This window comes from Cupriavidus nantongensis (assembly GCF_001598055.1).
GTDB lineage: Bacteria > Pseudomonadota > Gammaproteobacteria > Burkholderiales > Burkholderiaceae > Cupriavidus > Cupriavidus nantongensis.
Genome location: NZ_CP014845.1, coordinates 1198992 through 1223109 on the forward strand (window position 1 = coordinate 1198992; position 24118 = coordinate 1223109).

The 24118-nt window shown below is 68.2% G+C and carries 24 protein-coding genes and 1 riboswitch; of the genes, 14 read left to right on the forward strand and 10 right to left on the reverse strand.

What is annotated here, in order from left to right:
- The first annotated feature begins 44 nt into the window (after positions 1 to 44).
- Positions 45 to 632, forward strand: coding sequence for a hypothetical protein (locus A2G96_RS26515; protein WP_062803166.1), 588 nt, complete (start codon positions 45 to 47; stop codon positions 630 to 632).
- 66 nt (positions 633 to 698) lie between these two features.
- Here the strand turns inward: A2G96_RS26515 and mdoH are convergent, their stop codons facing one another.
- The 3 genes from mdoH to A2G96_RS26530 form a co-directional block, all read right to left on the reverse strand.
- Positions 699 to 3323: a glucans biosynthesis glucosyltransferase MdoH gene (mdoH, locus tag A2G96_RS26520; RefSeq protein ID WP_082819103.1), complete on the reverse strand. Its 2625-nt coding sequence runs from the start codon at positions 3321 to 3323 to the stop codon at positions 699 to 701.
- Positions 3296 to 4894 (reverse strand): glucan biosynthesis protein G, encoded by a 1599-nt coding sequence (locus tag A2G96_RS26525; protein WP_062803168.1) that lies wholly within the window; start codon positions 4892 to 4894, stop codon positions 3296 to 3298. The genes mdoH and A2G96_RS26525 overlap by 28 nt, the downstream gene beginning before the upstream one ends.
- 378 nt (positions 4895 to 5272) lie before the next feature.
- Positions 5273 to 5644, reverse strand: a complete 372-nt coding sequence (locus A2G96_RS26530) for a hypothetical protein (protein WP_062803169.1) — start codon at positions 5642 to 5644, stop codon at positions 5273 to 5275.
- A gap of 201 nt (positions 5645 to 5845) precedes the next feature.
- Here A2G96_RS26530 and A2G96_RS26535 point away from each other — a divergent pair, with 201 nt between their 5' ends.
- Complete coding sequence (locus A2G96_RS26535; protein WP_062803170.1) at positions 5846 to 6271, forward strand: RT0821/Lpp0805 family surface protein; 426 nt, start codon at positions 5846 to 5848, stop codon at positions 6269 to 6271.
- Between the two features lie 36 nt (positions 6272 to 6307).
- Here A2G96_RS26535 and A2G96_RS26540 read toward each other — a convergent pair whose 3' ends face one another.
- Together A2G96_RS26540 and ribB are read right to left on the reverse strand one after the other, a co-directional pair.
- On the reverse strand, positions 6308 to 6895 hold the full coding sequence (locus A2G96_RS26540; RefSeq protein WP_062803171.1) for a surface-adhesin E family protein: 588 nt from the start codon (positions 6893 to 6895) through the stop codon (positions 6308 to 6310).
- Positions 6896 to 6998: 103 nt separating this feature from the next.
- Positions 6999 to 7706 (reverse strand): 3,4-dihydroxy-2-butanone-4-phosphate synthase, encoded by a 708-nt coding sequence (ribB, locus tag A2G96_RS26545; protein ID WP_062803172.1) that lies wholly within the window; start codon positions 7704 to 7706, stop codon positions 6999 to 7001.
- A 165-nt stretch (positions 7707 to 7871) separates the two neighbouring features.
- Positions 7872 to 8030: riboswitch (FMN riboswitch) on the reverse strand.
- Positions 8031 to 8386: 356 nt separating this feature from the next.
- On the opposite strand from ribB, the gene A2G96_RS26550 reads away from it, so the two are divergent.
- Positions 8387 to 8911, forward strand: coding sequence for an acyloxyacyl hydrolase (locus A2G96_RS26550; protein WP_062803173.1), 525 nt, complete (start codon positions 8387 to 8389; stop codon positions 8909 to 8911).
- Here A2G96_RS26550 and A2G96_RS26555 read toward each other — a convergent pair.
- The gene (locus A2G96_RS26555) at positions 8886 to 9779 is read right to left on the reverse strand and encodes a helix-turn-helix domain-containing protein (protein WP_062803174.1); all 894 of its coding nucleotides are present in this window, start codon (positions 9777 to 9779) and stop codon (positions 8886 to 8888) included. The genes A2G96_RS26550 and A2G96_RS26555 overlap by 26 nt on opposite strands.
- 8 nt (positions 9780 to 9787) lie before the next feature.
- Positions 9788 to 9946 (reverse strand): hypothetical protein, encoded by a 159-nt coding sequence (locus tag A2G96_RS33760; RefSeq protein ID WP_154676091.1) that lies wholly within the window; start codon positions 9944 to 9946, stop codon positions 9788 to 9790.
- Positions 9947 to 9972: 26 nt separating this feature from the next.
- Here A2G96_RS33760 and A2G96_RS26560 point away from each other — a divergent pair, with 26 nt between their 5' ends.
- The 3 genes from A2G96_RS26560 (at position 9973) to A2G96_RS26570 (ending at position 13202) form a co-directional block, all read left to right on the forward strand.
- Positions 9973 to 11286: a hemolysin family protein gene (locus A2G96_RS26560; RefSeq protein ID WP_062803175.1), complete on the forward strand. Its 1314-nt coding sequence runs from the start codon at positions 9973 to 9975 to the stop codon at positions 11284 to 11286.
- Between the two features lie 313 nt (positions 11287 to 11599).
- Positions 11600 to 12925: a GGDEF domain-containing protein gene (locus tag A2G96_RS26565; protein WP_062803176.1), complete on the forward strand. Its 1326-nt coding sequence runs from the start codon at positions 11600 to 11602 to the stop codon at positions 12923 to 12925.
- A gap of 145 nt (positions 12926 to 13070) precedes the next feature.
- Positions 13071 to 13202, forward strand: coding sequence for an entericidin A/B family lipoprotein (locus tag A2G96_RS26570; RefSeq protein ID WP_012355947.1), 132 nt, complete (start codon positions 13071 to 13073; stop codon positions 13200 to 13202).
- Positions 13203 to 13287: 85 nt separating this feature from the next.
- Here A2G96_RS26570 and A2G96_RS26575 read toward each other — a convergent pair whose 3' ends face one another.
- Genes A2G96_RS26575 through A2G96_RS26585 form a run of 3 tightly spaced genes read right to left on the reverse strand, consistent with a single transcriptional unit; the run spans position 13288 to position 16201 of the window.
- Positions 13288 to 13932: a bifunctional 4-hydroxy-2-oxoglutarate aldolase/2-dehydro-3-deoxy-phosphogluconate aldolase gene (locus tag A2G96_RS26575; RefSeq protein WP_062803177.1), complete on the reverse strand. Its 645-nt coding sequence runs from the start codon at positions 13930 to 13932 to the stop codon at positions 13288 to 13290.
- Positions 13933 to 13983: 51 nt separating this feature from the next.
- Entirely contained in the window at positions 13984 to 14919 is a 936-nt protein-coding gene (locus tag A2G96_RS26580; RefSeq protein ID WP_062803178.1) for a sugar kinase, read from the reverse strand.
- A 13-nt stretch (positions 14920 to 14932) separates the two neighbouring features.
- A complete protein-coding gene (locus tag A2G96_RS26585; protein WP_062803179.1) occupies positions 14933 to 16201 on the reverse strand; it encodes an amino acid deaminase in 1269 nt (422 codons plus the stop codon).
- Between the two features lie 245 nt (positions 16202 to 16446).
- On the opposite strand from A2G96_RS26585, the gene A2G96_RS26590 reads away from it, so the two are divergent.
- From A2G96_RS26590 to A2G96_RS26625, 8 genes are all read left to right on the forward strand, one after another.
- Positions 16447 to 17352 (forward strand): MurR/RpiR family transcriptional regulator, encoded by a 906-nt coding sequence (locus tag A2G96_RS26590; RefSeq protein ID WP_062803180.1) that lies wholly within the window; start codon positions 16447 to 16449, stop codon positions 17350 to 17352.
- Positions 17353 to 17354: 2 nt separating this feature from the next.
- A complete protein-coding gene (locus A2G96_RS26595; RefSeq protein ID WP_062803181.1) occupies positions 17355 to 18809 on the forward strand; it encodes an N-acyl-D-amino-acid deacylase family protein in 1455 nt (484 codons plus the stop codon).
- Between the two features lie 52 nt (positions 18810 to 18861).
- Positions 18862 to 19254 carry a RidA family protein gene (locus A2G96_RS26600; protein WP_012355941.1) on the forward strand — a complete coding sequence of 131 codons (393 nt, stop codon included), beginning with the start codon at positions 18862 to 18864 and terminating at the stop codon, positions 19252 to 19254.
- 227 nt (positions 19255 to 19481) lie between these two features.
- The gene (locus tag A2G96_RS26605; RefSeq protein ID WP_062803182.1) at positions 19482 to 20843 is read left to right on the forward strand and encodes a GntP family permease; all 1362 of its coding nucleotides are present in this window, start codon (positions 19482 to 19484) and stop codon (positions 20841 to 20843) included.
- Positions 20844 to 21007: 164 nt separating this feature from the next.
- On the forward strand, positions 21008 to 21214 hold the full coding sequence (locus tag A2G96_RS26610; protein WP_062803183.1) for a type II toxin-antitoxin system VapB family antitoxin: 207 nt from the start codon (positions 21008 to 21010) through the stop codon (positions 21212 to 21214).
- Positions 21211 to 21591, forward strand: coding sequence for a type II toxin-antitoxin system VapC family toxin (locus tag A2G96_RS26615; protein WP_062803184.1), 381 nt, complete (start codon positions 21211 to 21213; stop codon positions 21589 to 21591). Before A2G96_RS26610 ends, A2G96_RS26615 begins: the two co-directional genes overlap by 4 nt.
- Before the next feature lie 85 nt (positions 21592 to 21676).
- A complete protein-coding gene (locus A2G96_RS26620; RefSeq protein ID WP_062803185.1) occupies positions 21677 to 22594 on the forward strand; it encodes an aldo/keto reductase in 918 nt (305 codons plus the stop codon).
- An 11-nt stretch (positions 22595 to 22605) separates the two neighbouring features.
- Entirely contained in the window at positions 22606 to 23988 is a 1383-nt protein-coding gene (locus A2G96_RS26625; RefSeq protein WP_082819104.1) for an NTP/NDP exchange transporter, read from the forward strand.
- The last annotated feature ends 130 nt before the right edge of the window (positions 23989 to 24118 follow it).

Below are 24118 nucleotides of genomic sequence, written 5' to 3' on the forward strand. Positions count from 1 at the left end.
CGCAGAGAGGGACGACAGTACAGGTCCCCGCAACATTAGCCTGCATGAGAATACGACAAACGCCGCTTTCCGCTTCGCTAGGCACCGCCGCTCTTGCGGCCGTGCTGCTGGTGCCCCTGCCTGAGACGGCCAGGGCGGCGCCCGCGCAGTTGCGCAGTGCCAGCGTCCCTTTGCTGGTTCCCGCGCCCGATGAAGCCGACCCGGTGGCGCGCATGCTCAAGGGTGCAGCCACGGGCCAGAACACCGGCGCCGCCGGCGTGCCCGAACTGCTGCGCAATGCCACGCGCCCCGACAACGTGCTGGCGCGCGCCTGCCGCCAGCTCAACGATGCCCTGCCGATCGAGATCGACGGCGAGACCCGCCTGCGCCGCTGCCAGTCGGTCCCGGGCAAACACGTCCTGTTCCAGCTGGAACTGACCAACTACCGCGGGCCGATGCTCGACCTGGCCAGCTTCGAGGTCAACTACGCCGCGCCGCTGCAGCGCAATATCTGCGCCAACCGCGATGTCGAGATCCTGACCAAGCTCGGCGTCAGCATGCTGTTCCGCTACATGACCCGCAAGGACCGCGGCGAGCGCCGCATCGGCGACGTCTATATCAACGGCCCGATCTGCAGCGCTGCGTTGCGCTGAGCCGCGCGCCAGTGCCAACAAGAACGGCCCGCTGATGCGGGCCGTTCTTGTTTCAGGCAACACGCCTCAGGCGGCGCGGGGGCGCAGCGGCACCACGTTGGCGGCGCGCCGCACCAGCATGCGCGTGTCCTTCCAGCCAGCATCGGCCAGCGGCGAGCCCCACACCAGTTCATGCAGCCGCGCCAGCGCGAACGGGTTGCCCAGCAGCACGTGCTTCTGCGCCGGCGTGAGCGCGCGCGGCCCGTGCGTCAGCGCATGCTCGACCAGGCTGTCGTGGCGCTTGCGCGCCGATTCCGGCTGCACCACGCGCGGCGTCGCGGTCGCGCACATCAGCGCGTTGGTGACCGGGTCCACCACGGCGTCGACGAAGTTGGGCGGTTCGGCGGCGTTTTCGACATGCTGCTGGGTTTCGACGATCTCGCGCGGCACCAGCGTTTCTTCCGGGATCATGAACAGCCCGGCGTTGCGCGAAGCGCGGCCCAGCGAGACCCGCGACAGCATCACCGACAGCGGGATCGACAGCGCCAGCGAGCCGACGATCGGCAGCAGCCACAGCACATAGGACGGGTTCAGCCAGTACACCAGCCCGCCCCACGCCAGCCCCAGCGCGGTATGCCAGCCGTGGCGGCGGAACGCTTCGCCCCACGTGGTCTCGGCGTCCTCGCGCGGCGGCGATTTCCACGAGATGCCCCAGCCGCTGTACGCCGCGATCACGAACTTGGTATGGAACAGCATGCGCGTGGGCGCCAGCAGCGCGGACAGCAGCACCTCGATCAGCATGCTGGCAAACAGCTGCACCGCGCCGCCATAGCGCCGTGCCTGCTTCATCAGCAGCGCCACGCTGGCGAGCTTGGGCAGGAACAGCAGCGTGGCCGTGGCCGAGAACAGTGCCAGCGCCTTTTCCGGATGCCACTCGGGCCAGGTCGGGAACAGCTGGTATTGCTGCGTGAAGTATTCCGGCGGCACCAGCGCATGCTTGGCCAGCATCGCCGTCGACAGCAGCAGGAACAGCAACCACAGCGGCGCGGACAGGTACGCCATGATCCCGGTCAGGAACACCGCGCGGTGCACCACGTGGAAGCCCTGCTTGAGCCACAGCCGGAAGTTCATCAGGTTGCCCTGGCACCAGCGGCGGTCGCGCTTGACCTCGTCCAGCAGGTTGGGCGGCAGTTCTTCGTACGAGCCCTCGAGGTCGTAGGCAATCCACACGCCCCAGCCGGCACGGCGCATCAGCGCGGCCTCGACAAAATCGTGTGACAGGATCTCGCCCGACAGCGGGCCGCGGCCCGGCAGCGGCGCCAGCGCGCAATGTTCGATGAACGGCTTGACGCGGATGATGGCGTTATGGCCCCAGTAGTGCGATTCGCCCAGCTGCCAGTAGTGCAGCCCGGCGGTGAACAGCGGCCCGTACACGCGCGTGGCGAACTGCTGCACGCGCGCATACAGCGTTTCGCGGCCCACCGCCAGCGGCGCGGTCTGGATGATGCCGGCACCCGGGTTGGCTTCCATCAGCCGCACCAGCGTGGCCAGGCAGTCGCCGCTCATCACGCTGTCGGCGTCGAGCACCACCATGTAGCGGTACTTGCTGCCCCAGCGGCGGCAGAAATCGGCCACGTTGCCGGTCTTGCGCTTCACGCGGTGGCGGCGCCAGCGATAGAAGATGCGGCCGAAGCCGCCGACGGCGCGGCACAGCTCCATCCAGGCATCGTGCTCGGCGGTGCGCAGGTCCGGATTGCCGCTGTCCGACAGCACGATGAAATCGAAGTTGGACAGGTGCGGCGTGCGCGACAGCGATTCATAGGTGGCGCGCAAACCCGCGAAGACGCGCGTCACGTCTTCATTGCAGATCGGCATGATGATCGCGGTACGGGCCTCGGCCGCAATCGGCGCGTCGGGCCGGTCCGGCACCGCCGAGCGCGAGATCAGATGCTTGTCGCCGCCCTTGGCCAGTACCAGGAAGCCCATCATCGCGGTCCAGAAGCCGGCCGACACCCAAGAGAACAGGATGGCGAACAGCACCAGGATGGCAATCTCGAGCGGATCGGCACCGTGGTAAGGCAGCACGTTGGTCATGAAGTACGTGGCCAGCACGGTCTGGACCGCGACCAGTGCCAGCAGCACCCAGCGCCGGTGCGAGCCGGCGGGATGCCATTTGCCTTCGGCGTCGGGGCCGTCGTGCAGCGTGTCCCACGTTTCAGGAACCGGCGGGCGGCCCAGCATGCGGCGCCATGTATTGCGCAGCCAGCCGGTGACGATATGGGGCGGCCACTGGCGCGGCACCATCGAGCTGCGCTCGGGCGCGGGGCCGGTGTCGGCCTTCACGGTGCCGTCTTCGCGCCGGCGCAGCAGCGGCGCGCCGCCGACCTGCGGATTGCCGTAGGCCATGGCAAAGCGCCGCGGCACCGAGGCGTAGGCGCTGCTGCCGTGCGCCGGCGGCGCTTCCTTGCCGGCCAGGCGCGACTGCAGGCGCGTGATCGCCTCCTGCGCGTCGCGGCCGTCGGCCGTGACCGGGATCACCGGCGCCACCGAAGCCCGCGGCGTGGCGGGTGCCGCCGCGGCGGCCATGCCGGCGCTTTCGGCCAGCAGTTCGCTGCGCATTTCAGGCGATACCGGCAGGCGGTCGAGATAGCGCTCGCATGCCGCCGCCTGGGCCGGTCGCTGCTTTAGGCGGGGGGTAAGATGTAGCTCCACGTCTCGGACAGGGTTGTATTGCCGTTGCGAAGATAGCCGCGCAACTCTACCGGCTTGGTTTCGTCCTTGCGGCGCATCAGCATGGTCATGCGCCAGCCGCCGGTCGCGTCATTGCGCTGCACCGACGTCTTCAACAGCTCGCCGTTGGCATCGGCCGAAACCACCGGGTCGATGCGAACGTCCGCCGGCAGCCTGCGGAAGGCCGGGCCTTCGAAGTCCACCACCAGCGAAAAGCTCGTGTCCTCCTTGCTGCGGGTCTGGCCCTGACCCAGGCGGGTCTGCGTCACCCACGACAGCGGCGGCTCCTGCTCGCCGTCCTTCTGCCACAGCAGGCGGTATTCGTAGTCGAAGGCCTGCTTGGGCTTGGGCGGGTTGTCGGGCACCCAGTACGCGACGATGTTGTCGTTGGTCTCGTCCGGGGTCGGGATCTGCACCAGCTCGACCCGGCCCGAGCCCCAGTTGCCGCGCGGCTGCACCCAGCCGCTGGGCCGGCGCTCATACCACGCGCCGATCTCCTGGTAGCTGTTGAAGCTGCGGTCGCGCTGCATCAGCCCGAAGCCTTGCGGATTGATCGCCGCGAACGACGTCACCAGCAGCCGCTTGGGATTGACCAGCGGACGCCAGACCCATTCGCCGGTGCCGAGGTGGATCGACAGCCCGTCCGAGTCATGCACCTCCGGCCGGAAATCCTGCGCCGGCGCCGGCTGGTTCTCGCCGAACAGATACATGCTGGTCAGCGGCGCGAGGCCAAGCTTGGTCACGTTCTCGCGCAGGTAGAGCCGCGACTTGACCTCCATCGCGGTCTCGGCGCCGGGCTTGATGGTGAAGCGGTACGCCCCGCTCATGCGGCGCGAATCCATCAGCGCATAGACGGTGATTTCCTTGGCATTGGCGCCCGGGCGTTCGATCCAGTATTCGACGAAGCGCGGAAATTCCTCGCCCGAGTTGAGCGCGGTATCCACCGCCAGGCCGCGGGCCGAGAGCCCGTACCACTGGTCCTTGCCGAGCGCGCGGAAGTAGCTGGCGCCGAGGAACGACGCCAGTTCGTCCTTGCGCTTGCCCTGGTTCAGCGGATACAGGATGCGGAAGCCGGCGTAGCCGAGCCCTTTCAGCTTGGCGGCATCGACCTTGTGCGGGCCGTAGTTGAACGCGGAAGGGTCGAAGCGGAATTCGCGCACGCTGTTGCCCACCACTTCATGGATGCGCACGGGCTGGTCGAACACCATGCCCTCGTGGAAGAACGACAGCTCGAACGGCGAACGCGTGCCGCGCCAGGCGAAGCGCTCGGGCTTGTACTCGATCTCGCGGTAGCGCTCGTAGGTCAGCTCGCGCAATTCGCGCGGCAGGTTCTGCGCCGGTGCCTTGTAAGGCGATGCCGCCAGCTGGCGCGCGCGCGACGCGACGGTGTCGAAGTCGAACGCATGGGCCGCCATCGCGCACAGTGCCAGCGCCCCGCCGCCGAGCCAGGCCGCGATCCGCCCTCCGGCGCGCGCGGCGCGGCGGCGGGCTTGCGGCCCGGCGGCGGGCAAGGTTAACGGTACGGCTATTCGTGGCGTGGCGATCTGTGACATGTATGCCAGGGTGAGCGGGTGAATCGGAGTGGCCGGCATCGGCGGCCTGAACGATGAAGGACACGGCAAGAGATGAGCCCGGCGCCGAGTGGCGAGGCCCTGACGCGGGGCAGGCTGCCCGCGGGGCACCGTGTCCGGTTTGTTGCGATGCGCAATAAACCATAGCAATTCGAGACGCAAAAGTCACGTTTCGATCACGCAAGGTTTGAAACAAAATGTTGGCCGGGTTGCCCGAAAGCCGCTCCACGCATGGCTTTGCGGGCGATCAGGTCACATCGCCGCGAGCCTCGGCGCGGTCGGCCTCGATCGGCAGCCCCCGTTGCGCACCGATGCGGGCCGGAACGCGTCAGGCCCGCGTCCGGCCCGTTTAATACACTGTTACTTTTTTGCGCCCTCGCTGTAGGGGTCGAACTTGCCGCTCTTGGCGCCTTCGGAATAGGGATCGAATTTGCCGCTGTTCATGCCGCCCTGGCTGAACGAGTCGAACGACTTCTGCGCCCCGCCCTGGATCGGCTCCATCTGGTCGGGCCTGGCGCCTGGGTTGAGCGCGGTCACGTTATCGCTTTTTGCGCCGTCGGTGTACGGGCTGAACTTGTCCTGCTTCGCCCCATCGGTGTAGGTGCTGAACTTGTCCTGCTTGGCACCGTCGGTGTAAGGGCTGAACTGGTCGGCCTTGCCCGCGGTCTGGGCGTGCACCGTGCCGAAGGCGCAGGCGACGGCCAGGCCGATTGTGAGATAGCGCAGCGTCATGGGATCTCCTCTCGCAGCAATGGGCGCCCGCCATGCCGGCGGCACGATGGGGCAGAAATCAACGCTAGGTCAGGGGCAGGCAGGTGTCAACCGCGGCCCGGTGGACGCAATTGGCGAGGCGCGCCGGCAGTCGTCGTCCACCGCCGCGCATTGCGCTTACAATGCCACTCGAACGCCACCATGTAGCCACAAGGAACCGCCATGCTGACTCGGCAAACCTCATCCTCTGCCAGCCTCGCCCGCCCGGCCCTGCGTGCCGCAGTTGCAGGCGCGCTGGGGGCCGTGCTGCTCTGCGCCGCACCGGCGCATGCGTACTTCGACAACTACCTGAGCGGCACCATCATCGGCACGCTCAACGACAAGGAAGGCGCGTCGCTGGCCAAGACGGTGCGTACCGCGCTGAACGATACCGCCGACGGCCAGTCGGTGGCATGGACCTATCCGGCCGCGGGACGGCGCCAGCAGATCGACGGCACCATCACGCCGGTCGAAAGCAAGACCGACAAGGGCCAGCCGTGCCGGCGCCTGAAGTCAGAGCTCAAGCGCGGCAGTGCCGAAGAGCACTGGAGCGGCTGGTTCTGCAAGCAATCCAACGGGCAATGGAAATCGCGCCACGTGGGCGATTGAGCGGGCTGGCAGCAGGCAGTGCCGCGCGGCCCCGGCTTAGCGGCACAGCTTGCGCAGCAGCTCCCCGGCGATGGTGCCGGGGCCGGCCACCTGGAAGGTGCCGGACTGCGGCGCGCCGATGGTGTAGAGCGATTCGCCGCGCGCAAAGCGCTTGCTGTAGAGCGTCTGCTCGACCACGGCAAACATCGACGTGGCACAGTTCAGCACCATGCGCTTGAGCGAAGAGCGAATCGGTTCGCCGCTGGCGGTGCGGATCACGCCCGACGGCGAATTGCGCATCACCACCACGCCAACCTGCGTGCCCTGCCGGCGCACCGCCGACTGATCGAAATAAGAAATCACGCCATTGGCACCCATCAGCGGCAGCCAGCGCTGCGGGTCGGGCGCGCCGGGATCGGGCGCGGCAACCAGGCGGCAACCTTCCCTGGGAGTGGAGCGGAACACGGTGCCGGAGCCTGGAACCTGGCATTCGTAGAGGCCGGCGGCAGCGGCCGGCCGGGAGGCAGAGGCCGGTGCCACGTCGGTGGCCGGCATCGCGCCGTCATCGGCGTGCGCCTGCGGCAGGACCAGGCCGAACACGCAGCCGGCCAGCGCGGCTGCGTGTCGAATTATGCGGAACATCATGGAATTACCCTCATGTAGACGGGAAAAAGCGATCCGCATTGTCGCACAGGATGCATGCATTGCGGCGCGCGGACACGCCGCGATCCATGCATCGCGGCGGCCTTCAGCCGTGCAGGCGCCGCCAGGCGACCAGGTCCTCGATGGTCAGCACCGGCAAGCGGTACATCTCGGCAAAGGCCAGCGCTTCCGCGCGCCGCGCCATGGTGCCATCCGGATTCATCAGCTCGCACAGCACCGCGGCGGGCGACAGCCCCGCCATGCGCGCCAGGTCGACCGAACCTTCGGTATGGCCGCGGCGCTCGAGCACGCCGCCGTCGCGCGCCACCAGCGGGAACACATGGCCGGGGCTGACCACGGCATCGGCGCTCGCGTCCTCGGCAATCGCCGCGCGGATGGTAGTGATCCGGTCGGCCGCGCTGACCCCGGTGCTGACACCCTCGCGCGCCTCGATCGACACGGTGAAGGCGGTGCCGTACTGGCTGCGGTTGTGCTCGACCATCGGCCGCAGGCCCAGGCTGCGGACCTTGTCCGCTGGCAGGCACAGGCACACGATGCCGCTGCATTCGCGGATCATCATGGCCATGTTGGCCTGGGTCAGGCGCTCGGCGGCAAGGATCAGGTCGGCCTCGTTCTCGCGGTCGTCGTCATCCAGCAGCACTACGGGGCGGCCTTCGCGCATGGCCTCCAGGGCCTGCTCGATGCGCAGCTCGAGCGCGCGCGGATCGGCGCCTGCGATCGTGGCGACCGCGGCAATGGGTTGGGCATCCGCGGACACCGCGGGGGCAATGGCTTCGGTGGAAAAGCTAGACATGAAACGCTCCTGTTCAGCATCAATGGGCGTTCCAGGGGAAGGGTCAACGGAACTGCAAGGCCCGCACGCCATGCCGAGCGCACGCGCACGAACCGCCTCGCCCTGCGCGCGCACGGCTCGGCAGACCACGGACCAGGCAGGCGCCGGGCCACGCGGGCAAGCTCCGTTCATCTTCTTTCATCCGGACTATGACCGTCGGCCCTGGCTTCTCACCAGGTCTGCTGACCTCGCACGGGAATGCGAGCGCTCGCGGGCTCGCCGGACACGCGCTGCGCGTCGCGGCATACCGCCGGTGGGGACTTTCACCCCGCCCTGAAGACGTAACGTAACCGGGCCGGCCAGACGGCCGGCACCGGCCCGCGCATGTTAGCACGATTGTCCCCGGTCACTGCCGGACACGCGCGGAGTCCGTATCCTCGAACGGCCCGCGCCGTGGCGCCGGCCACGTTCGGCCTCGGCAACGTGCCGTCCGGTGTACTACAAATAGGGTAAGGAGGCAGCGCCCGGGGGCTGCAAGCGGCGGTTTTCCCATGGCCTGCCTGACAACAACGCAGCATCTTTTCCGCGTGCTTCCCATGCGCCGACCAGACCAAGAAGCCAGACAAGACAGCCATGCGAGTTGCATTCCTTCCCTTTCAATCTTCTCCGCGGGGCGCTGGCGACGGCCGCGCCGCGCCGCCGTGGCGGCGTTGCTTGCGCTGGCCGGCTGCCTGAGCACAGCCGCGCGCGCGGCGCCTGCGATCCAGCTTGGCTACGGCTTCGACGACAGCCATCACGTGCAGAAGGCGGAGATCGCCATGCTGTGGGATTCCGGCCTGGCGTGGGGTAATCCGCAAGGATGGCAGGTCGACCTGCAATGGGAGGTCAACGTTGCGCGCTGGCTCAGCGACAGCAACAACAATCCTAACGATCTGTGGGAGTTCGGCGCATCGCCGGTGGCGCGGATCGCATGGTGGCGCCACAGCTGGGTGCCGTTCCTGGAACTGTCGGTGGGCGCGCGGCTGCTGAGCGGCACGCGCACCTCCGACGATCACGTGATCTCCAGCGCGTTCCAGTTCTCGGAATACGCGGGCCTTGGCGTGATGCTCGGCAAGGACCGCAACTTTGCCGCGGGCTACCGCATCCAGCATCTGTCCAATGGCGGCATCAAGGAGCCCAATCCTGGCACCACCTTCCACGTCATCTACCTACGCTACCGCTTCTGACGGGCAGGTCATGCGCCCCGCCCTGTGTTTCAAACAGGATGCGCGTGGCGTCGTCGGCCGGGAAGAAGCATTCGATGCGCAGTTCCTGCAGCGTGACGTCCTGCGGAATGCCGAGCGTGGTCAGCGTCGAGAACAACGACGCTCGGAACGCCCCCGCATGCAGCACCACCGGCAACAACGGCGGCGGCGGGCCGTCGCTGCCGTCGTCCTCGGGCAGCAGCACGCCGCCCGGGCCCACCATGTCCGGATGCCAGTCGGCGATGCGTGCGAACAGCGCGCGCGCGGTCTGGTCGTGCGCCTGCACCTGCAGCTCCTGCCAGACGCGCCGCAACAGGTAGCGGCCGACCTGGCGCGCGTTCTCGATCACCGGCCACAGGCCGTCGGGGTCGAACACCGTCAGCATCAGGTTGATCCGGTGTGGATCGCCGTCAAGCGATGCCGGCGGGCGGCCGCCGAGCAAGGTGTCGAACATGCGCCGGTAGGCGGCATTGGCATCGACCAGGTTCCAGAAGCGGTCCAGCACCACGGCCGGGTACGGCTCCTGCTTGGCCAGGATCAGGGCGATGGCCTGCTGCACCATTTGCAACGGCGGCGCAGTCAGCGCGTGTTCGCTGTAAGCGGGGGCGAAGCCGCTGGCGAGCAGCAGCCGGTTGCGCTGGCGCAGCGGCACGCCCAGGCGCTCGGCCAGCGCCAGCACCATCTCGCGGCTGGGACGGGCGCGCCCGGACTCGAGGAAGGATATGTGGCGCTGCGAGACCCCGGCTGCCAGCGACAGCGCCAGCTGGCTGTAGCCGCGCTTGCCGCGCCAGTAGCGCAATAGTCCGGGGAAGTCGAGGGTGGCCTCGGAGGCAGGGGTCAGCGTTTCCATGCGAGCTATTACAGCATGGCGGCGGCCTCGCCGCGAATACCTGGCAGGTAATCGCAGCCATCCAGAAACGTAGCCGATGGCCGGAAACCCGCCACCGTTTGCGGCGGGCGCATCACAGTGGCGATGTCGTGTAACAGGCGAATGGTATGCTTGATCTTTTCAGACACCCGGCGCGCAGAGGGCGCGCACCCTGATGGAAATTGCCATATTACTGGCGCTGATCCTGCTGAACGGCCTGTTTGCGATGTCCGAGATTGCACTCGTAACAGCCCGCAAGGCACGCCTGCAACGCCAGATCGAGAACGGCGACCGCGGCGCCATTGCCGCGGCGAAGCTGGGCGAGGATCCGACCCGCTTCCTCTCGACCGTGCAGATCGGTATCACCTCGATCGGCGTGCTCAACGGCGTGGTCGGCGAATCGACGCTGGCGCAGCCGCTGGGACTGTGGCTGCAAGGTTTCGGCATCTCCGAGACCACCGCCGGCTATGTCGCCACCGCGATCGTGGTGGCCGGCCTGACCTATTTTTCCATCGTGCTGGGCGAACTGGTGCCCAAGCGCCTGGGCCAGATGGCGCCCGAGGCCATCGCGCGGCTGGTGGCGCGCCCGATCGGCTGGCTGGCCGTGGCCTCGACGCCCTTCGTCAAGCTGCTGTCGAGCTCCACGCGGCTGGTGCTGCGGCTGCTCGGCACCCAGGTCGACCGCGGCCCCGGCGTGACCGAGGAGGAAATCCATGCCCTTCTGGTCGAAGGCTCCGAAGCCGGCGTGATCGAGCAGCATGAGCACACCATGGTGCGCAACGTGTTCCGGCTCGATGACCGCCAGCTGGCGTCCCTGATGGTGCCCCGCGGCGACGTGGTCTACCTGGACGTGGAAGCCACGCTGGACGAGAACCTGCGCCGCATCGAGGAATCCGACCATTCGCGCTTCCCGGTGGTGCGTGGCGGCATGCACGACATCATCGGCGTGGTCAGCGCGCGCCAGTTGCTGGCGCGCCGGCTGCGCGGCGAGGAAGCCGACCTGCAGGCAGCGGTGCAGCCCGCGGTGTTCGTGCCCGAAAGCGTGACCGGCATGGAGTTGCTGGAAAACTTCCGCGCCTCGGGCGGGCAGATCGCCTTTGTCATCGACGAGTACGGCGAGGTGCTGGGCCTGGTGACGCTGCAGGACCTGATCGAGGCCATCACCGGCGAATTCAAGGCCGAGGCCGCCGGCGAGCAATGGGCAGTCCAGCGCGATGACGGCTCGTGGCTGCTCGATGGCCTGATCCCGATCCCCGAGCTGAAAGACCGCATCGGCCTGCGCCAGGTGCCCGAGGAGGAAAAGGAGCGCTACCACACGCTGTCCGGCATGCTGCTGTTGCTGCTGGGGCGCCTGCCCCAGATTGCCGACACGGTGCAATGGGGCGACTGGCGCTTCGAGATCGTCGACATGGACGGCAAGCGCATCGACAAGGTGCTGGCCGAGCGCCTGCCGCCGCAGGACGGGCCCGAGGAAGAAACCACGGGCTGAGGACCGAGGTCGGAATCACCCGTAATCACCATTACGCCGCGGCGTCAATCGCATCTTCCCTGGATCGATGGCGCCGCATTGATCCAAATCAAATGCAGGTTGCCGCCAAATCACTTTGGCGCAATCGGCAACCTCCCTCCCCCTGCCCTTCGCTTATGATCGGGCTTCGCGGCCCGCAAGCGGCCGCGGCACGCATGGCTCATCGGGGCGACCACTGCGACCGCAGCGCGCCGGCGGCCTGCCGAAGAACCATTTCAGACACGGGGAGACGCGTGCGCCGCCAGCCATGGCCTGGCGGCCCGCAACATCATGCATGGATCCTGATGCCGACGACCTCGTCGACAGCGCTGCCGGCGGCGCCAGCAGCGGCAATGGCGCGATGCAACCGTCCGTGCTGGTACGCGCGCTGAGCGCGCGCCGCGCCCAGGCCGGTCCGCCGGCGGCGATCCTGGCGATCCGCCTGGACCGCTTCGCCAACGCTTGTGACACCCTCGGGACTGGCCGCGCTGCCCGGCTGCGTGGCATCGTGCAGGCGCGCATTGCCTGCCTGCTGCCGCCGGGCGCGTTCATGCACTGGATGGCCGCGGCCGACCTGGTGATCGTCACCGCGCTGCCCGCGGGCGTGCCGGACCCTGGCCAGGTGGCCAGCCGCGTGGCCGACGACCTGTCCCGGCCGTTCGCCGTGGACGGCTTCGAGCTGCACCTGTCGTGCAGCATCGGCGTGGCCACCGACCATGCCGACATCCCGGCCGAGCGCAGCCTGCAGCAGGCGTTCGACGCCATGCTGCGGGTCAACCGCCAGGGCGGCGCCGGCCTGGCACGCGCCGACAAGCGGCTGTCTCCGCCCGCGGCCCCGTTGCTGGCGGCGCTGCCCGACGCACTCGAGCGCGGCGAGCTGAGCCTGCAGCTGCAGCCACGCGCCGACCTTGCCGGCGCCGCCGTCAGCGGCTATACGGTGCGGCTGCGCTGGCAGCATCCGGTGCTTGGACGCGTGGCGCCGCAGGACTTCCTGCCCGCCGTCGAAGCGCTCGGGCTGGTCGGCCGCATCGGCAACTGGCTGCTCGAGAGCGTGCTGCCGCTGATCCGCGCCGCCGAGACCCTTGCCCCGCTGCAGTTCACCCTGCTGGCCCCGAGCGCGCAGCTGCATCGCCCGCAAATGGTGGAAGCTTTGGCGCAGGCGCTCGACGCGGGCGGCATCGTGCCGCAGAACCTGTGCATCGAGCTGCCGGCCAGCACCGTACCGACCGACGCCGACCTGATCGACCGCTTTGCCGCGCTGCGCCGGCGCGGGCTGCAGCTGGCGCTGGGCGATTTCGACGACAGCCCGGCCTGCCGCGACGCGCTGGCGGCGCTGCGTCCGGACGCGGTCACGCTGGACGCAAGGGGTCTCGGCCATGCCCGCGAGGCCAGCCGCAGTGCCGACAGCCTGCGCGAAGCCTGCCGCGCGGCGCGGCGGACCGGCACCTCGGTCTGCGCCAAGGGCATCGAAACCCGCCAGCAGCTGGAAGCGGTGCGTGGCTGGGGCTGCCACAGCGTGCAGGGCTACCTGCTGGCGCAGCCGTTCCCGGCCGTCTGGCTCATGCAGACCCATGCGGCGATCCAGCAGCGCGCCCGCACCTTGCTGGCGCCGCCGGCCTGACCAGCAGGCCCCGCAGGTGGGGTTGCACGATTTACAAATTGCGACATACCGGCTATCAAAGCCGCGCGCAGCAGCGGTAAAATCTGCGTCAATTCCAAAACTCGGAGAATCGCTCGATTCTCGACCCTATCGAAAGGAGCCCGGCGTGAAGAAAGGTTGGATCTGGTGCGTTTTGTTTGCCACTCTGTTGGCCGGTTGCAACACGATGGCGGGGCTCGGCCAGGACATTCAGCGCGGCGGCCAGAAGCTGGAAAGCTCGGCAGAACGCCACAAGTAAGCCGGCCAGGGCTGCCTGGACAGCAAAACGGCACGCCCGATGGCGTGCCGTTTTGCTTTGCAGTGTTGCTTTGCTGCGCGCCGGCTCAGGGCTTGCCGCGCAGAGCCCGGGCCTGCTCGGCCAGTGCGCGGATGCGGCCCCAGTCGCCCCCGGCGACGGCATCCTTGGGCACCACCCACGACCCGCCCACGCACACCACATTGGGCAGCGCCAGGTACGACGGCGCCAGCGCGGCATCGATGCCGCCGGTCGGGCAGAAACGCAGCTGCGGCAGCGGCCCGCCCAGCGACTTCAGCATCGGCACCCCGCCAGCGGCCTGCGCCGGAAAGAACTTGAGGAAAGTGAAGCCGGCTTCCAGCGCCGCCATGGCCTCGCTGGCGGTGGCGACGCCCGGCAGCAGCGAGATTCCCGCGCCGCGCGCGCCCGCGGCCAGCGTCGGCGTCAGGCCGGGCGAGACCGCAAACTGGGCGCCCGCATCGCGCACCGCATGCAGTTGCTCCACGCTCAGCACCGTGCCGGCGCCGACGCAGGCTTGCGGCAGCGCCGCGGCGACGGCACGGATCGCTTCCAGCGCCACCGGCGTGCGCAGCGTGATCTCCAGCAGCGGCAGGCCACCGGTCACCAGCGCCTCGCTGACATGCAGGGCCTCGTCGACCGATTGGAATTCCAGCACCGGGATCACCGGCACGTCGGCAAGGCGTTGAAGCAGCGGGGAAGTCTGGTTTGACATGGCGATCTCGCGGTATATGGGTTCAGGAAAGCATCAGGTTCGGGCAGCGGCTCAGGCGATCACCGATACCGACTGCGCCAGCCGCGCCAGCACGGTCTGCGCATCGGGAATCGGCGCCACCGCGCCATAGCCGGTGGTCGACAGCGCTGCCGCCACGTTGGCATAGCGCGCGGCCTCGAACGGATCGGCACCCGCCGCCAGCCGCGCGACGAAGCTGCCGCCGAAGCAGTCGCCCGCGCCGGTGGCGTCGACCGGCTTGACCGGATAGGCCGGCACCAGGCTGCGGGACTCGGGCGTGGCGATGTACGAGCCCTCTTCGCCGAGCTTCAGCGCGACCAGGCCGATGCCGCAGCCGAGCAGGTAGTCGGCGATGGCGTCGCGGTCGTCCAGCCCGGTCAGCACGGTGATGTCGTCCCAGCTGGGCAGGCATACGTCGGTCATCCGGAACGCTTCGCGCATGATGCCGCGCGCGCGCGCCAGCGACCACAGGCGCAGCCGCAGGTTGGTGTCCAGCGTGACCCTGGTACCGGCCTTGCGCGCGTGCTCCATCGCCTCCAGGCCGGCATCGCAGGCGCTGGTGCTGATGGCGAGGCTGATGCCGGACAGATGCAGGTAGCGCGCCGCGGCGATGGCGCCGAGCGGCAGCTGTTCATGCTGGTAGCGGCTCGCGGCCGAACCTTCGCGCAGGTAGTCGAAGCGGTGGCCGTGGCTGTCGTGCGAGACAAAGTAGACGCCGGTGGGAGCGCTGGCGTCGACATGCACATGCCGCGTGTCGACCCGTTCCTGCGTCCACAGTGCGCGCAGCCGCTCGCCGAAGGTATCGGCCCCGACCGCGCAGATATAGCCGGTGCTCGCGCCCTGGCGCGCAGCGGCAATGCAGAAGTTGGAGGTATCGCCGCCAAAGCCCTGCAGGTAGCGCGACGGATCGTCCGGCTGCTGGTTGAATTCAACCAGCGGCTCGCCATAGGCCAGGATATCGATGCTCATGGGGCGGCTTGCCTCAGAAGAAGGTTTGCACGATGTCGATCACGCGCAGGTCGCGATCCAGCACCGGGATATGGCGCCATTTGTCGAAGGTCAGGCACGGGTGCGAGATATCGAAGGCGATCATGTCGCCGACCCGGATGTCGTCGCCCGGCCGGATCTGCAGGTAGGCGTGCTGGTCCATCATGCCGGTGACCTCCCAATGCTCGGGCACATCCACCGGCGCCTCTTCACCCGGACGGTAGCGGCGCGCCGGGATCGGCATGCCGGCGTCGAAGGCGGCATCGCGCTTGCCCATGCCGATGATGACGCGGTCGGGTTCCGGAATCGACTGGACATAGGCCCACAGCTGCAGCGCCGGCAGCAAACCTTCGCGCATTTTCTGCGCGACCGGGTTGCTCGCCAGGATGCGCTGCTGCGCGGCGCGGTAGATGCCCACATCGTGCGTCAGGTAGCAGCCGGGGCGCAGCACGATGTCGATCGGCGCGCCGATGTCGGTGCGCGCGAATTCCTCGGCCACCACGTCGTACCAGGCCGAGCCCGCGCCCGACATCACCACCGGGCTGCGGCCGAAGCGGCCTTGCTTGGCCAGCTGCTTCGTCACCGCCACGGTGCGCTGCAGGAACCTGCGGATATCGGCCTCTTCCTTCAGCACGCCCTCGTAGATTTCCACGCCGGCCAGCGACAAGGCGTCGGGCCAGCGCGCCAGCGCGTCGAGCACGCCCTGCTGCTGCGCGTCGTCGCGCACGCCGGTGCGCCCGCCTTCGACGCCCAGCTCGAGCAGCACCTGCAGCGTCTGTCCACGCTCCTTGAAGAACTTGCCGAGCTGGTCGACCAGTTCGGCCGAATCCACCAGCGCGAAGAATTCGAACGCCGGATCGCGCAGCAGGTCCGCGATGATTTCCATATTGCGGCGGCCGACCAGCTGGTTGGCCATCAGCACGCGCTTGACGCCGTGCGCATGCGCCGCCGCGGTCTGGTGCGCGGTAGCCAGGGTGATGCCCCAGGCGCCGGCATCGAGTTGCCGGGCAAACAGCTTGGGCGCCATGGTGGTCTTGCCATGCGGCGCCAGCTGCACGCCATATTCGTTCATGAAGCGGCGCATCCACTCCAGGTTGTGCGCAAGCCGGTCTTCATAGAGCACCGCTGCCGGCAGGCTCAGTTCTTCCTGCAACAGGTTCCAGCCGGTCTGGCCAGCGGCGTCCGGAGCAATCGGGGCCTCCATCCGGCCCAGCGCCTTGTTGAGCGGATCGATCACGCCAGCCTGATACTTTATTTCACGCATCCCTGTCATCACCCTGAAAAAATCTGATTGACGTAATGATAGCCCTGAAAATAAGATATTTCATCCCTGTTATAAAGTAACACACGGCGCTGCTGCAGCAACCGTGCGGCACCAGGAAGAGCGCTCGCCATCAGGCGCCAGTCACTGTTATAGCCCCTGCCCGCGCGGACTGCAGATCTCGTCACATAACGATTCGAACCCACTTCAACGCTTCGCCCCCTCGCCCCCTCGCCCCCATACCGACCATGACCGCGCCCTTCGACATCCTGACCCGCATCGCCGAGCGCGGCCCCGCGCTGCGGCTGGCCGAGCAGAAGGTGGCGCAGGTGGTGCTGGAAGACCTGGCCGGCGCGGCGGCGGCGAGCATCAACGAACTGGCCCGCCAGGCTGGCGTCAGCGAGGCCAGCGTAACGCGCTTTGCCAAGGCCATCGGCTGCCGCGACGTGCGCGACCTGAAGCTGCGCCTGGCCCAGGCCGCGGCGGTGGGCGCGCGCTTCCTGCAGCCCGGCAACGTACCCGCCGCTGAAGCCGCGCCGGCCACGCTTGCCGACAGCATCCACGCCGACATCCTCACCGCGCTGGAAGCCAACCGCGGGCTGCTGGATACCGAGCGCATCGAGCAGGCCGCGCGCCTGTTGCTGGGCGCACGCATGGTCTACGCTTTTGGCATGGGCGGCGGCTCGTCGTTCATGGCCGACGAAGCGCGCCACCGCCTGGCCCGCCTGGGCCTGCCGGTGGCCAGTTACCAGGACGCGCTGCTGCAGAAGATGGTGGCCGCCACGCTGGGCCGCGACGACGTGGTGCTGGCGTTCTCGGCCAGTGGCCGCGTGCCGGAGATGCTGGCCAGCTGCGATATCGCACGCGAGTACGGCGCCCGCCTGGTAGCCGTGACCGCGCTGGGCTCGCCGCTGGCCGCGCGCGCCGACGTGCTGCTGCCGGTGCGCACGCTGGAGACGGATTTCATTTTCAAGCCATCGGCGTCGCGCTACGCCATGCTGATGGTGCTGGACGTGCTGGCCACGCAGTGCGCACTGTTGCAGCCGGACCAGAGCAAGGAGCGCCTGCGCCGGCTCAAGTACGTGCTCGACAGCCACCGCGGCGACAGCGGCCCCGGCAAGGGCCCCGACAGCCGCCAGCCGCTGGGAGACTGACCATGCCACACCTGTTCGATACCCTGATCCGCTGCGTCACGCTGATCGACGGCTCCGGCGCGGCCGCGCGCCTGGCCGACGTGGCCTTGCGCGATGGCCGCATCGCCCGCATCGATGCCCCCGGCGCGATCGACACCGATGCGGCCGCGCATGTGGTCGAGGGCGATGGCCTGGTGCTCGCGCCCGGCTTTATCGACGTGCACACGCACGACGACACCAACGTGGTGCGCCAGCCGGAGATGACGCCCAAGCTGTCGCAGGGCGTGACCACGGTGGTGGTCGGCAACTGCGGCATCAGCGCCGCGCCGGTCACGCTGGTAGGCGATCCGCCCGACCCGATGAACCTGCTCGGCCATGCCGACGCCTTCCGCTATCCGGATTTCAAGGCCTATGTCGATGCGGTAGAGGCCGCGCAGCCCGCGGTCAACGTTGCCGCGCTGGTCGGCCATACCGCGCTGCGCAGCAACCATATGGACCGCTTCGATCGCGCCGCCACGCCGCAGGAAATCGAGGCGATGCGCGCTCAGCTGGAAGAAGCGCTGCGGCACGGCGCGCTGGGCCTGTCGACGGGCCTGGCCTATGCCAACGCCTTCAGTGCGCCGACCGAGGAAGTGCTGGCGCTGGCCGAACCGCTGGCCAAGGCCGGCGCGCTCTACGCCACCCACTTGCGCAGCGAATTCGCCGAGATTCTCGAGGCCATGGACGAGGCCTTCCGCATCGGCCGCCATGCGCGCGTGCCGGTGGTGATCTCGCACCTGAAATGCGCCGGCGTGGCCAACTGGGGCCGCAGCACCGAAGTGCTGGACGCGCTCGACGCCGCGCAGCGCTGGCAGCCGGTCGGCTGCGACTGCTACCCGTACACCGCGAGCTCGTCCACGCTCGACCTGAAGCAGGTCACCGGCGACTTCGACATCATGGTGACCTGGTCCGAAGGCGCGCCCGAGATGGGCGGCCGCCTGCTTGCCGACATCGCCGCCGAATGGCAGGTCGACCTGCACCAAGCCGCGCGCCGGCTGATGCCCGCCGGCGCGGTCTATCACTGCATGGAAGACGCCGACGTCGACCGCATCCTGAGCCATCCGGCCACGGTGGTCGGTTCGGACGGGCTGCCCAACGACCCGCTGCCGCATCCGCGCCTGTGGGGCGCGTTCCCGCGCGTGCTAGGCCACTACGCGCGCGACCGCGAGCTCTTCCCGCTGACCGTGTCCGTCAACAAGATGACCGGCATGTCGGCCGAGCGCTTCGGCCTGCACCAGCGCGGCTTCGTGCGCGAGGGCTACTGGGCCGACCTGGTGCTGTTCGACGCCGCCACCATCCGCGACGCCGCCAGCTTTACCGATCCCATGCAGCCGGCCGAGGGCATTGCCTCGGTCTGGGTCAACGGCGAGCTGTCATGGCAGCAGCGCCAGAGCACCGGCGTGCGCGCCGGCCGGTTCCTGCCCCGCGGTGCGGACTGACCCGCACGCACCGCCGCTTCCCTCCCCTACACAACCCATTCCAGGAGTACCCATGGACATCAAACGATTCGGCGTCGAAGGCGGCACCGGTACCGGCGGCCAGCACATGCCCTTTGCCCGCGCGGTCGCGGCCGATGGCTGGCTTTACGTCTCCGGCCAGGTGCCGATGGTCAACGGCGAGGTCATCGACGGCGGCATCGTGCCCCAGACCCACCAGGCCATCAAGAACGTGCTGGCGATCCTGGCCGAGGCCGGCTACGGCCCCGAGCATGTCGTGCGCTGCGGCGTATGGCTGGACGACACGCGCGACTTTGCCTCGTTCAACAAGATCTTCAAGGAATACTTCGGCGCCAACCCGCCCGCGCGCGCCTGCGTGCAGTCGAGCATGGTGGTCGATTGCAAGGTCGAGGTCGACTGCATCGCCTACAAGAAGCCGGCGGCCTGAGCCCGCTGCCAGATTGATTCACAGCTTCCGCACTGTTTGCTCCCTTCTCCCGCACGCGGGAGAGGGGCCGGGGGAGAGGGCCGGCGCCACCACGAAGTGAACCGCCCCGGTGCTTGCCACGCGCACGCCCTCTTCCCCACCGCCTCTCCCGCAAACGGGAGAGAAAACAAGAAAGCCAAACCCTCTGCTGCCGCCACAAGCGGCTCTTTTCCACGCAAGGAGACAATATGGGTGCCGTCACCGGAACCACGCTCTTGGTGTATGCGCTGATCGCAGTGATCGCACTGGTGGTGCTGATCGCGCGCTACAAGCTCAACCCGTTCATTACCCTGGTCGTCGTCTCGGTGCTGCTCGGCTTTGCCGTGGGCATGCCGATGAGCGAGATCGTCAAGTCGTTTGAAGCCGGTGTCGGCGGCACCCTCGGCCATATCGCGCTGGTGGTGGGCCTGGGCACCATGCTGGGCAAGATGATGGCCGAGTCCGGCGGCGCCGAGCGCATCGCCAACACGCTGATCGATTTCTTCGGCGCGAAGAACGTGCATTGGGCCATGGCCACCATCGCGTTTATCGTCGGCCTGCCGGTGTTCTTCGAAGTGGGCTTCGTGCTGCTGGTGCCGATCGCCTTCAACGTCGCCAAGCGCACCGGCACGTCGATGGTGCTGGTCGGCATTCCGATGGTGGCCGGCCTGTCGGTGGTGCACGGCCTGATCCCGCCGCACCCGGCGGCGCTGCTGGCGGTGACCGCATACGGCGCCGATATCGGCAAGACCATCATGTACGCGCTGATCGTGGGCATCCCGACCGCAGCCCTCGCCGGCCCGCTGTTCGCCAAGCTGATGGACCGCTACGTCAAGCTGCCCGAATACAACCCGCTGGCCGAGCAGTTCACCGAAGAGGATGAGCGCGTCAAGGAATCGCACCAGCTGCCGGGCTTTGGCATCACGGTGTTCACCATCCTGCTGCCGGTGGTGCTGATGCTGATCGGCAGCTGGGCCGACCTGTTCACCACGCCCAAGACCTTCGCCAACGACTTCCTGAAGCTGATCGGCAACTCGGTGATGGCGCTGCTGATCGCCGCGCTGGTGAGCTTCTACACCTTCGGCAAGGCGCGGGGCTTCAATCGCGAGACCATCCTCAAGTTCACCAACGAGTGCGTGGCGCCCACCGCCATCATCACGCTGGTGGTCGGTGCCGGCGGCGGCTTCGGCCGCATCCTGCGCGACTCGGGCATCTCCACCGCCATCGTCGACGTCGCCACCGGCGCCAACGTGTCGGTGCTGGTGCTGGGCTGGCTGGTCGCGGTGATGATCCGCATCGCCACGGGCTCGGCAACGGTTGCCATGACCACCGCCGCGGGCATCGTCGCGCCGATTGCCGCGAGCGTGCCCGGCACCCGCCCGGAACTGCTGGTGCTGACCACCGGCGCCGGCTCGCTGATCCTGTCGCATGTGAACGACGGCGGCTTCTGGCTGGTCAAGGAGTACTTCAACATGACCGTGGCCCAGACCTTCAAGACCTGGTCGGTCTGCGAAACCATCATCTCGGTGGTGGCGCTGCTGCTGACGCTGGGCCTGGCCACGGTGGTCTGACGGCATGGCTTGCCGCGGAATGCGACATCTCTCATCGACGCCCTGGCCCGGTCAGCCAATACTGCAAGCGTGTCGTCGGCGCGCGACTCCGCAAGCGATTGCGGCCTTGCCCTGATTCCATTTTTGATGCATATTAGCATCAAATCTGATTCAAGGAGCCTGCGATGCGCACCACCGTCACGATCGATGACGCCCTGTATGAACAAGCACTGGAGATGGCGGACCCCGGTATGGACAAAGCAGACCTGTTTCGCGAGGCAATCAAGACTTTCGTTCGGGTGCAGGCCGCCAAGCGCCTCGCGGCCCTCGGCGGCGCAGCGCCCGGCATGCAAGACATACCGCGCCGCAATCCCGAACCCGGCGCCAAATGAACGTGCTCGTCGATACCTCGGTATGGGTGGGCCATTTCCGGCAGCGCAATGACGCCCTGATCCGCCTGATGGAGGCGGACCAGGTGCTGACCCACCCCCTGGTCTTGGCCGAACTGGCCTGCGGCACGCCACCGTCGCCGCGGGCACAGACGCTCGGCGACATCGGGCTGTTGCAGGCCACCAAGCAAGCGACGCTGGCGGAAGTCATCGCACTGGTCGAGCGAGAGCAACTGTATGGCTTGGGTTGCGGCCTGGTGGATGTCACATTGCTGGCTTCGACCCTGATTACCCCCGGCGCCCGCCTGTGGACGCTGGACCAGCGCCTGAGCGCTTTGACCACCAGGTTTGGCGTGGAATATCGTCCTCGCCTGCACTAGGGATTGCGCCGCACACGCAACGGTTTACATGGCCGGGCTCACCGCCTAAGGTCAACCAGTCAGTGACTCGCCGGGAAACCATCCCATGTCGATCGACCGTCGCTCCTTCCTTGGCGTGGCCGCCGGGTTGGCCGCAGCAGGGTTCGGGCCAGCACTGCCTGCCCATGCCGCCACCGTTGCCGCGCCCCTGCGCCGCACCATTCCCGGCACCACCGAAGCCCTGCCCGTGATCGGCATGGGTACCGCCGACACTTTCGACGTCGGCACTGGCCCCGACGAACGCAAGCCGCTGGCGGAGGTCATGGGGCTGTTGCTGCAGACCGAAGGCTCGGTGGTCGATACCGCGCCCAGCTACGGCAGCGCCGAAGCCGTGACCGGCGACCTGCTGCGCGCGGCCAATGCGCGCAACCGGGTCTTCCTGGCCACCAAGATCTCGGCCCGTTCAGGCGCACCGGCGCAGGCGCAATGGGAACGGTCGCTGGCCGACCTGCACGTCGACAAGGTCGACCTGCTGCAGATACACAATCTGATCGACTGGCAGGGCAACCTGCGCTGGCTGCGGCTGTTGAAGGAACAGGGCCGCATCCGCTACCTGGGCATCACCCATTACCGCGACGACGCCCACGAGGCGCTGGAGAAGATCGTGCGCGCCGAGCGTGTCGATTTCGTCCAGATCAACTACTCGGTGGGCGAGCGCAATGCCGAGCGCACGCTGCTGCCGCTGTGCGAGGCGCGCGGCGTGGCGGTGCTGGTCAACCGTCCGTTCCAGGACGGCCGCCTGTTCCGCGTGGTCAAGGAGCGCCCGCTGCCGCCATGGGCCGGCGACATTGACTGCGGCTCCTGGGGCCAGCTGTTCCTGAAGTTCGTCGTCAGCCATCCGGCGGTGACCGCGGCAATCCCGGCCACCTCCAAGCCGCGCAACATGGCCGACAACCTCGGCGCCGGGCTCGGACGCATGCCCGATCCGGGCCAGCGCGAGCGCATCGCGGCACTGCTGCGCTGATCCGCCCTGCCGTGGACGAGCCCGCGCGCGACGCACCCACCGGAAGCCTGGCCCGGCTGTGGCGCGGCTTCGGCGTGCGCAACGGCGAAGCCGGCGCCGTGGTGGCCGGCTTCCTGTTCTTCTTCTGCTTGTTCGCCAGCTACTTCATGCTGCGTCCGGTGCGCGAGACCATGGGCATCGCCGGCGGCGTGAAAAACCTGCAATGGCTGTTCACCGCCACCTTTGTCGTGATGCTGGCGGCGATCCCGCTGTACGGCGCGGTCTGCGCCTGGCTGCCGCGGCGCCGCTTCGTGCCATGGGTATACGCCTTCTTCATTGCCAACCTGCTGGCCTTTGCCATGGCCACGCGCGCCCTGCCCGACAACGTCTGGCTGGCGCGCGTGTTTTATGTGTGGCTATCCGTATTCAACCTGTTCGTGGTGTCGGTGGCCTGGAGCCTGATGGCCGATGTGTTCCGGCCCGAGCAGGCGCGCCGCCTGTTCGCGCTGCTGGCCGCCGGCGCCAGTGCGGGGGGACTGGCCGGGCCGGTGCTGGGCGGCTGGCTGGTGCCGCACATCGGCCTGACCGGCCTGATGCTGCTGTCGGCCGCCCTGCTGGCCGCCACGCTGCCGGGCGTGGGCTGGCTGTTCGGCTGGCGCCGCCGTGCCGGTGCCGGAGTCGGGCAGCCTGGCCAGGTTGCTTCCAGCGCCGGGCAGGATCCGGCCAACCCGATCGGCGGCGGGCTGTTGGCCGGGCTGTCGCTGCTGCTGCGCTCGCGCTACCTGCTCGGCATCGCCCTGTTCGTGATCCTGCTGGCCACGGCCAGCACCTTCCTCTACTTCGAGCAGGCCCGTCTCGTCGCCGAGGCCTTCCCCGAGCGCACCCGCCAGACCCAGGTGTTCAGCGCGCTGGATGCCGTGGTGCAGGCGCTGACCATCCTGGTCCAGCTGTTCTTCACCGGCCGCATGGCGCGCCGCTACGGCGTTACCGTACTGCTGACCGCGGTGCCGCTGGCCGTCGCCGCGGGCTTCGTCGTGCTGGCCCTGCTGCCTACCTTCGGCGTGCTCGCCGCCATCATGATCCTGCGGCGCGTCGGGGAATATGCGCTGGTGCGTCCGGGCCGCGAAATGCTGTTCACCGTCGTCGATGCCGAGACCAAGTACAAGGCCAAGAACGTCATCGACACCGCCGTCTACCGCGCCGGCGATGCGGTCAGCGCCTGGGTCAAGACCGCGATCGATGCGCTGTCCGGCCATCCGGCGACGGTGGCATTGGCGGGTGCGTTGCTGGCGGTGGGCTGGGCGGGCCTGGGCTGGTGGCTGGGGCGACGGCATGCGGGGCAGTTGGGAACAACAGGTGATGGTCTTGGCCGTGATGCAGGCCATGCGGCTGAACTAGCCGCCCGCAGACGCTGACCGCTGATCGGCCAAAGCTGGCCTCAGGCCGCAGGAAGACCGTATAGTCATGGCCTCGGACCTGGCTGCCGTCGCCGTTCGCGCTGGCCTTTGCCGCGCAACGCCCAAGCCACAAGATGCCCCCATATTC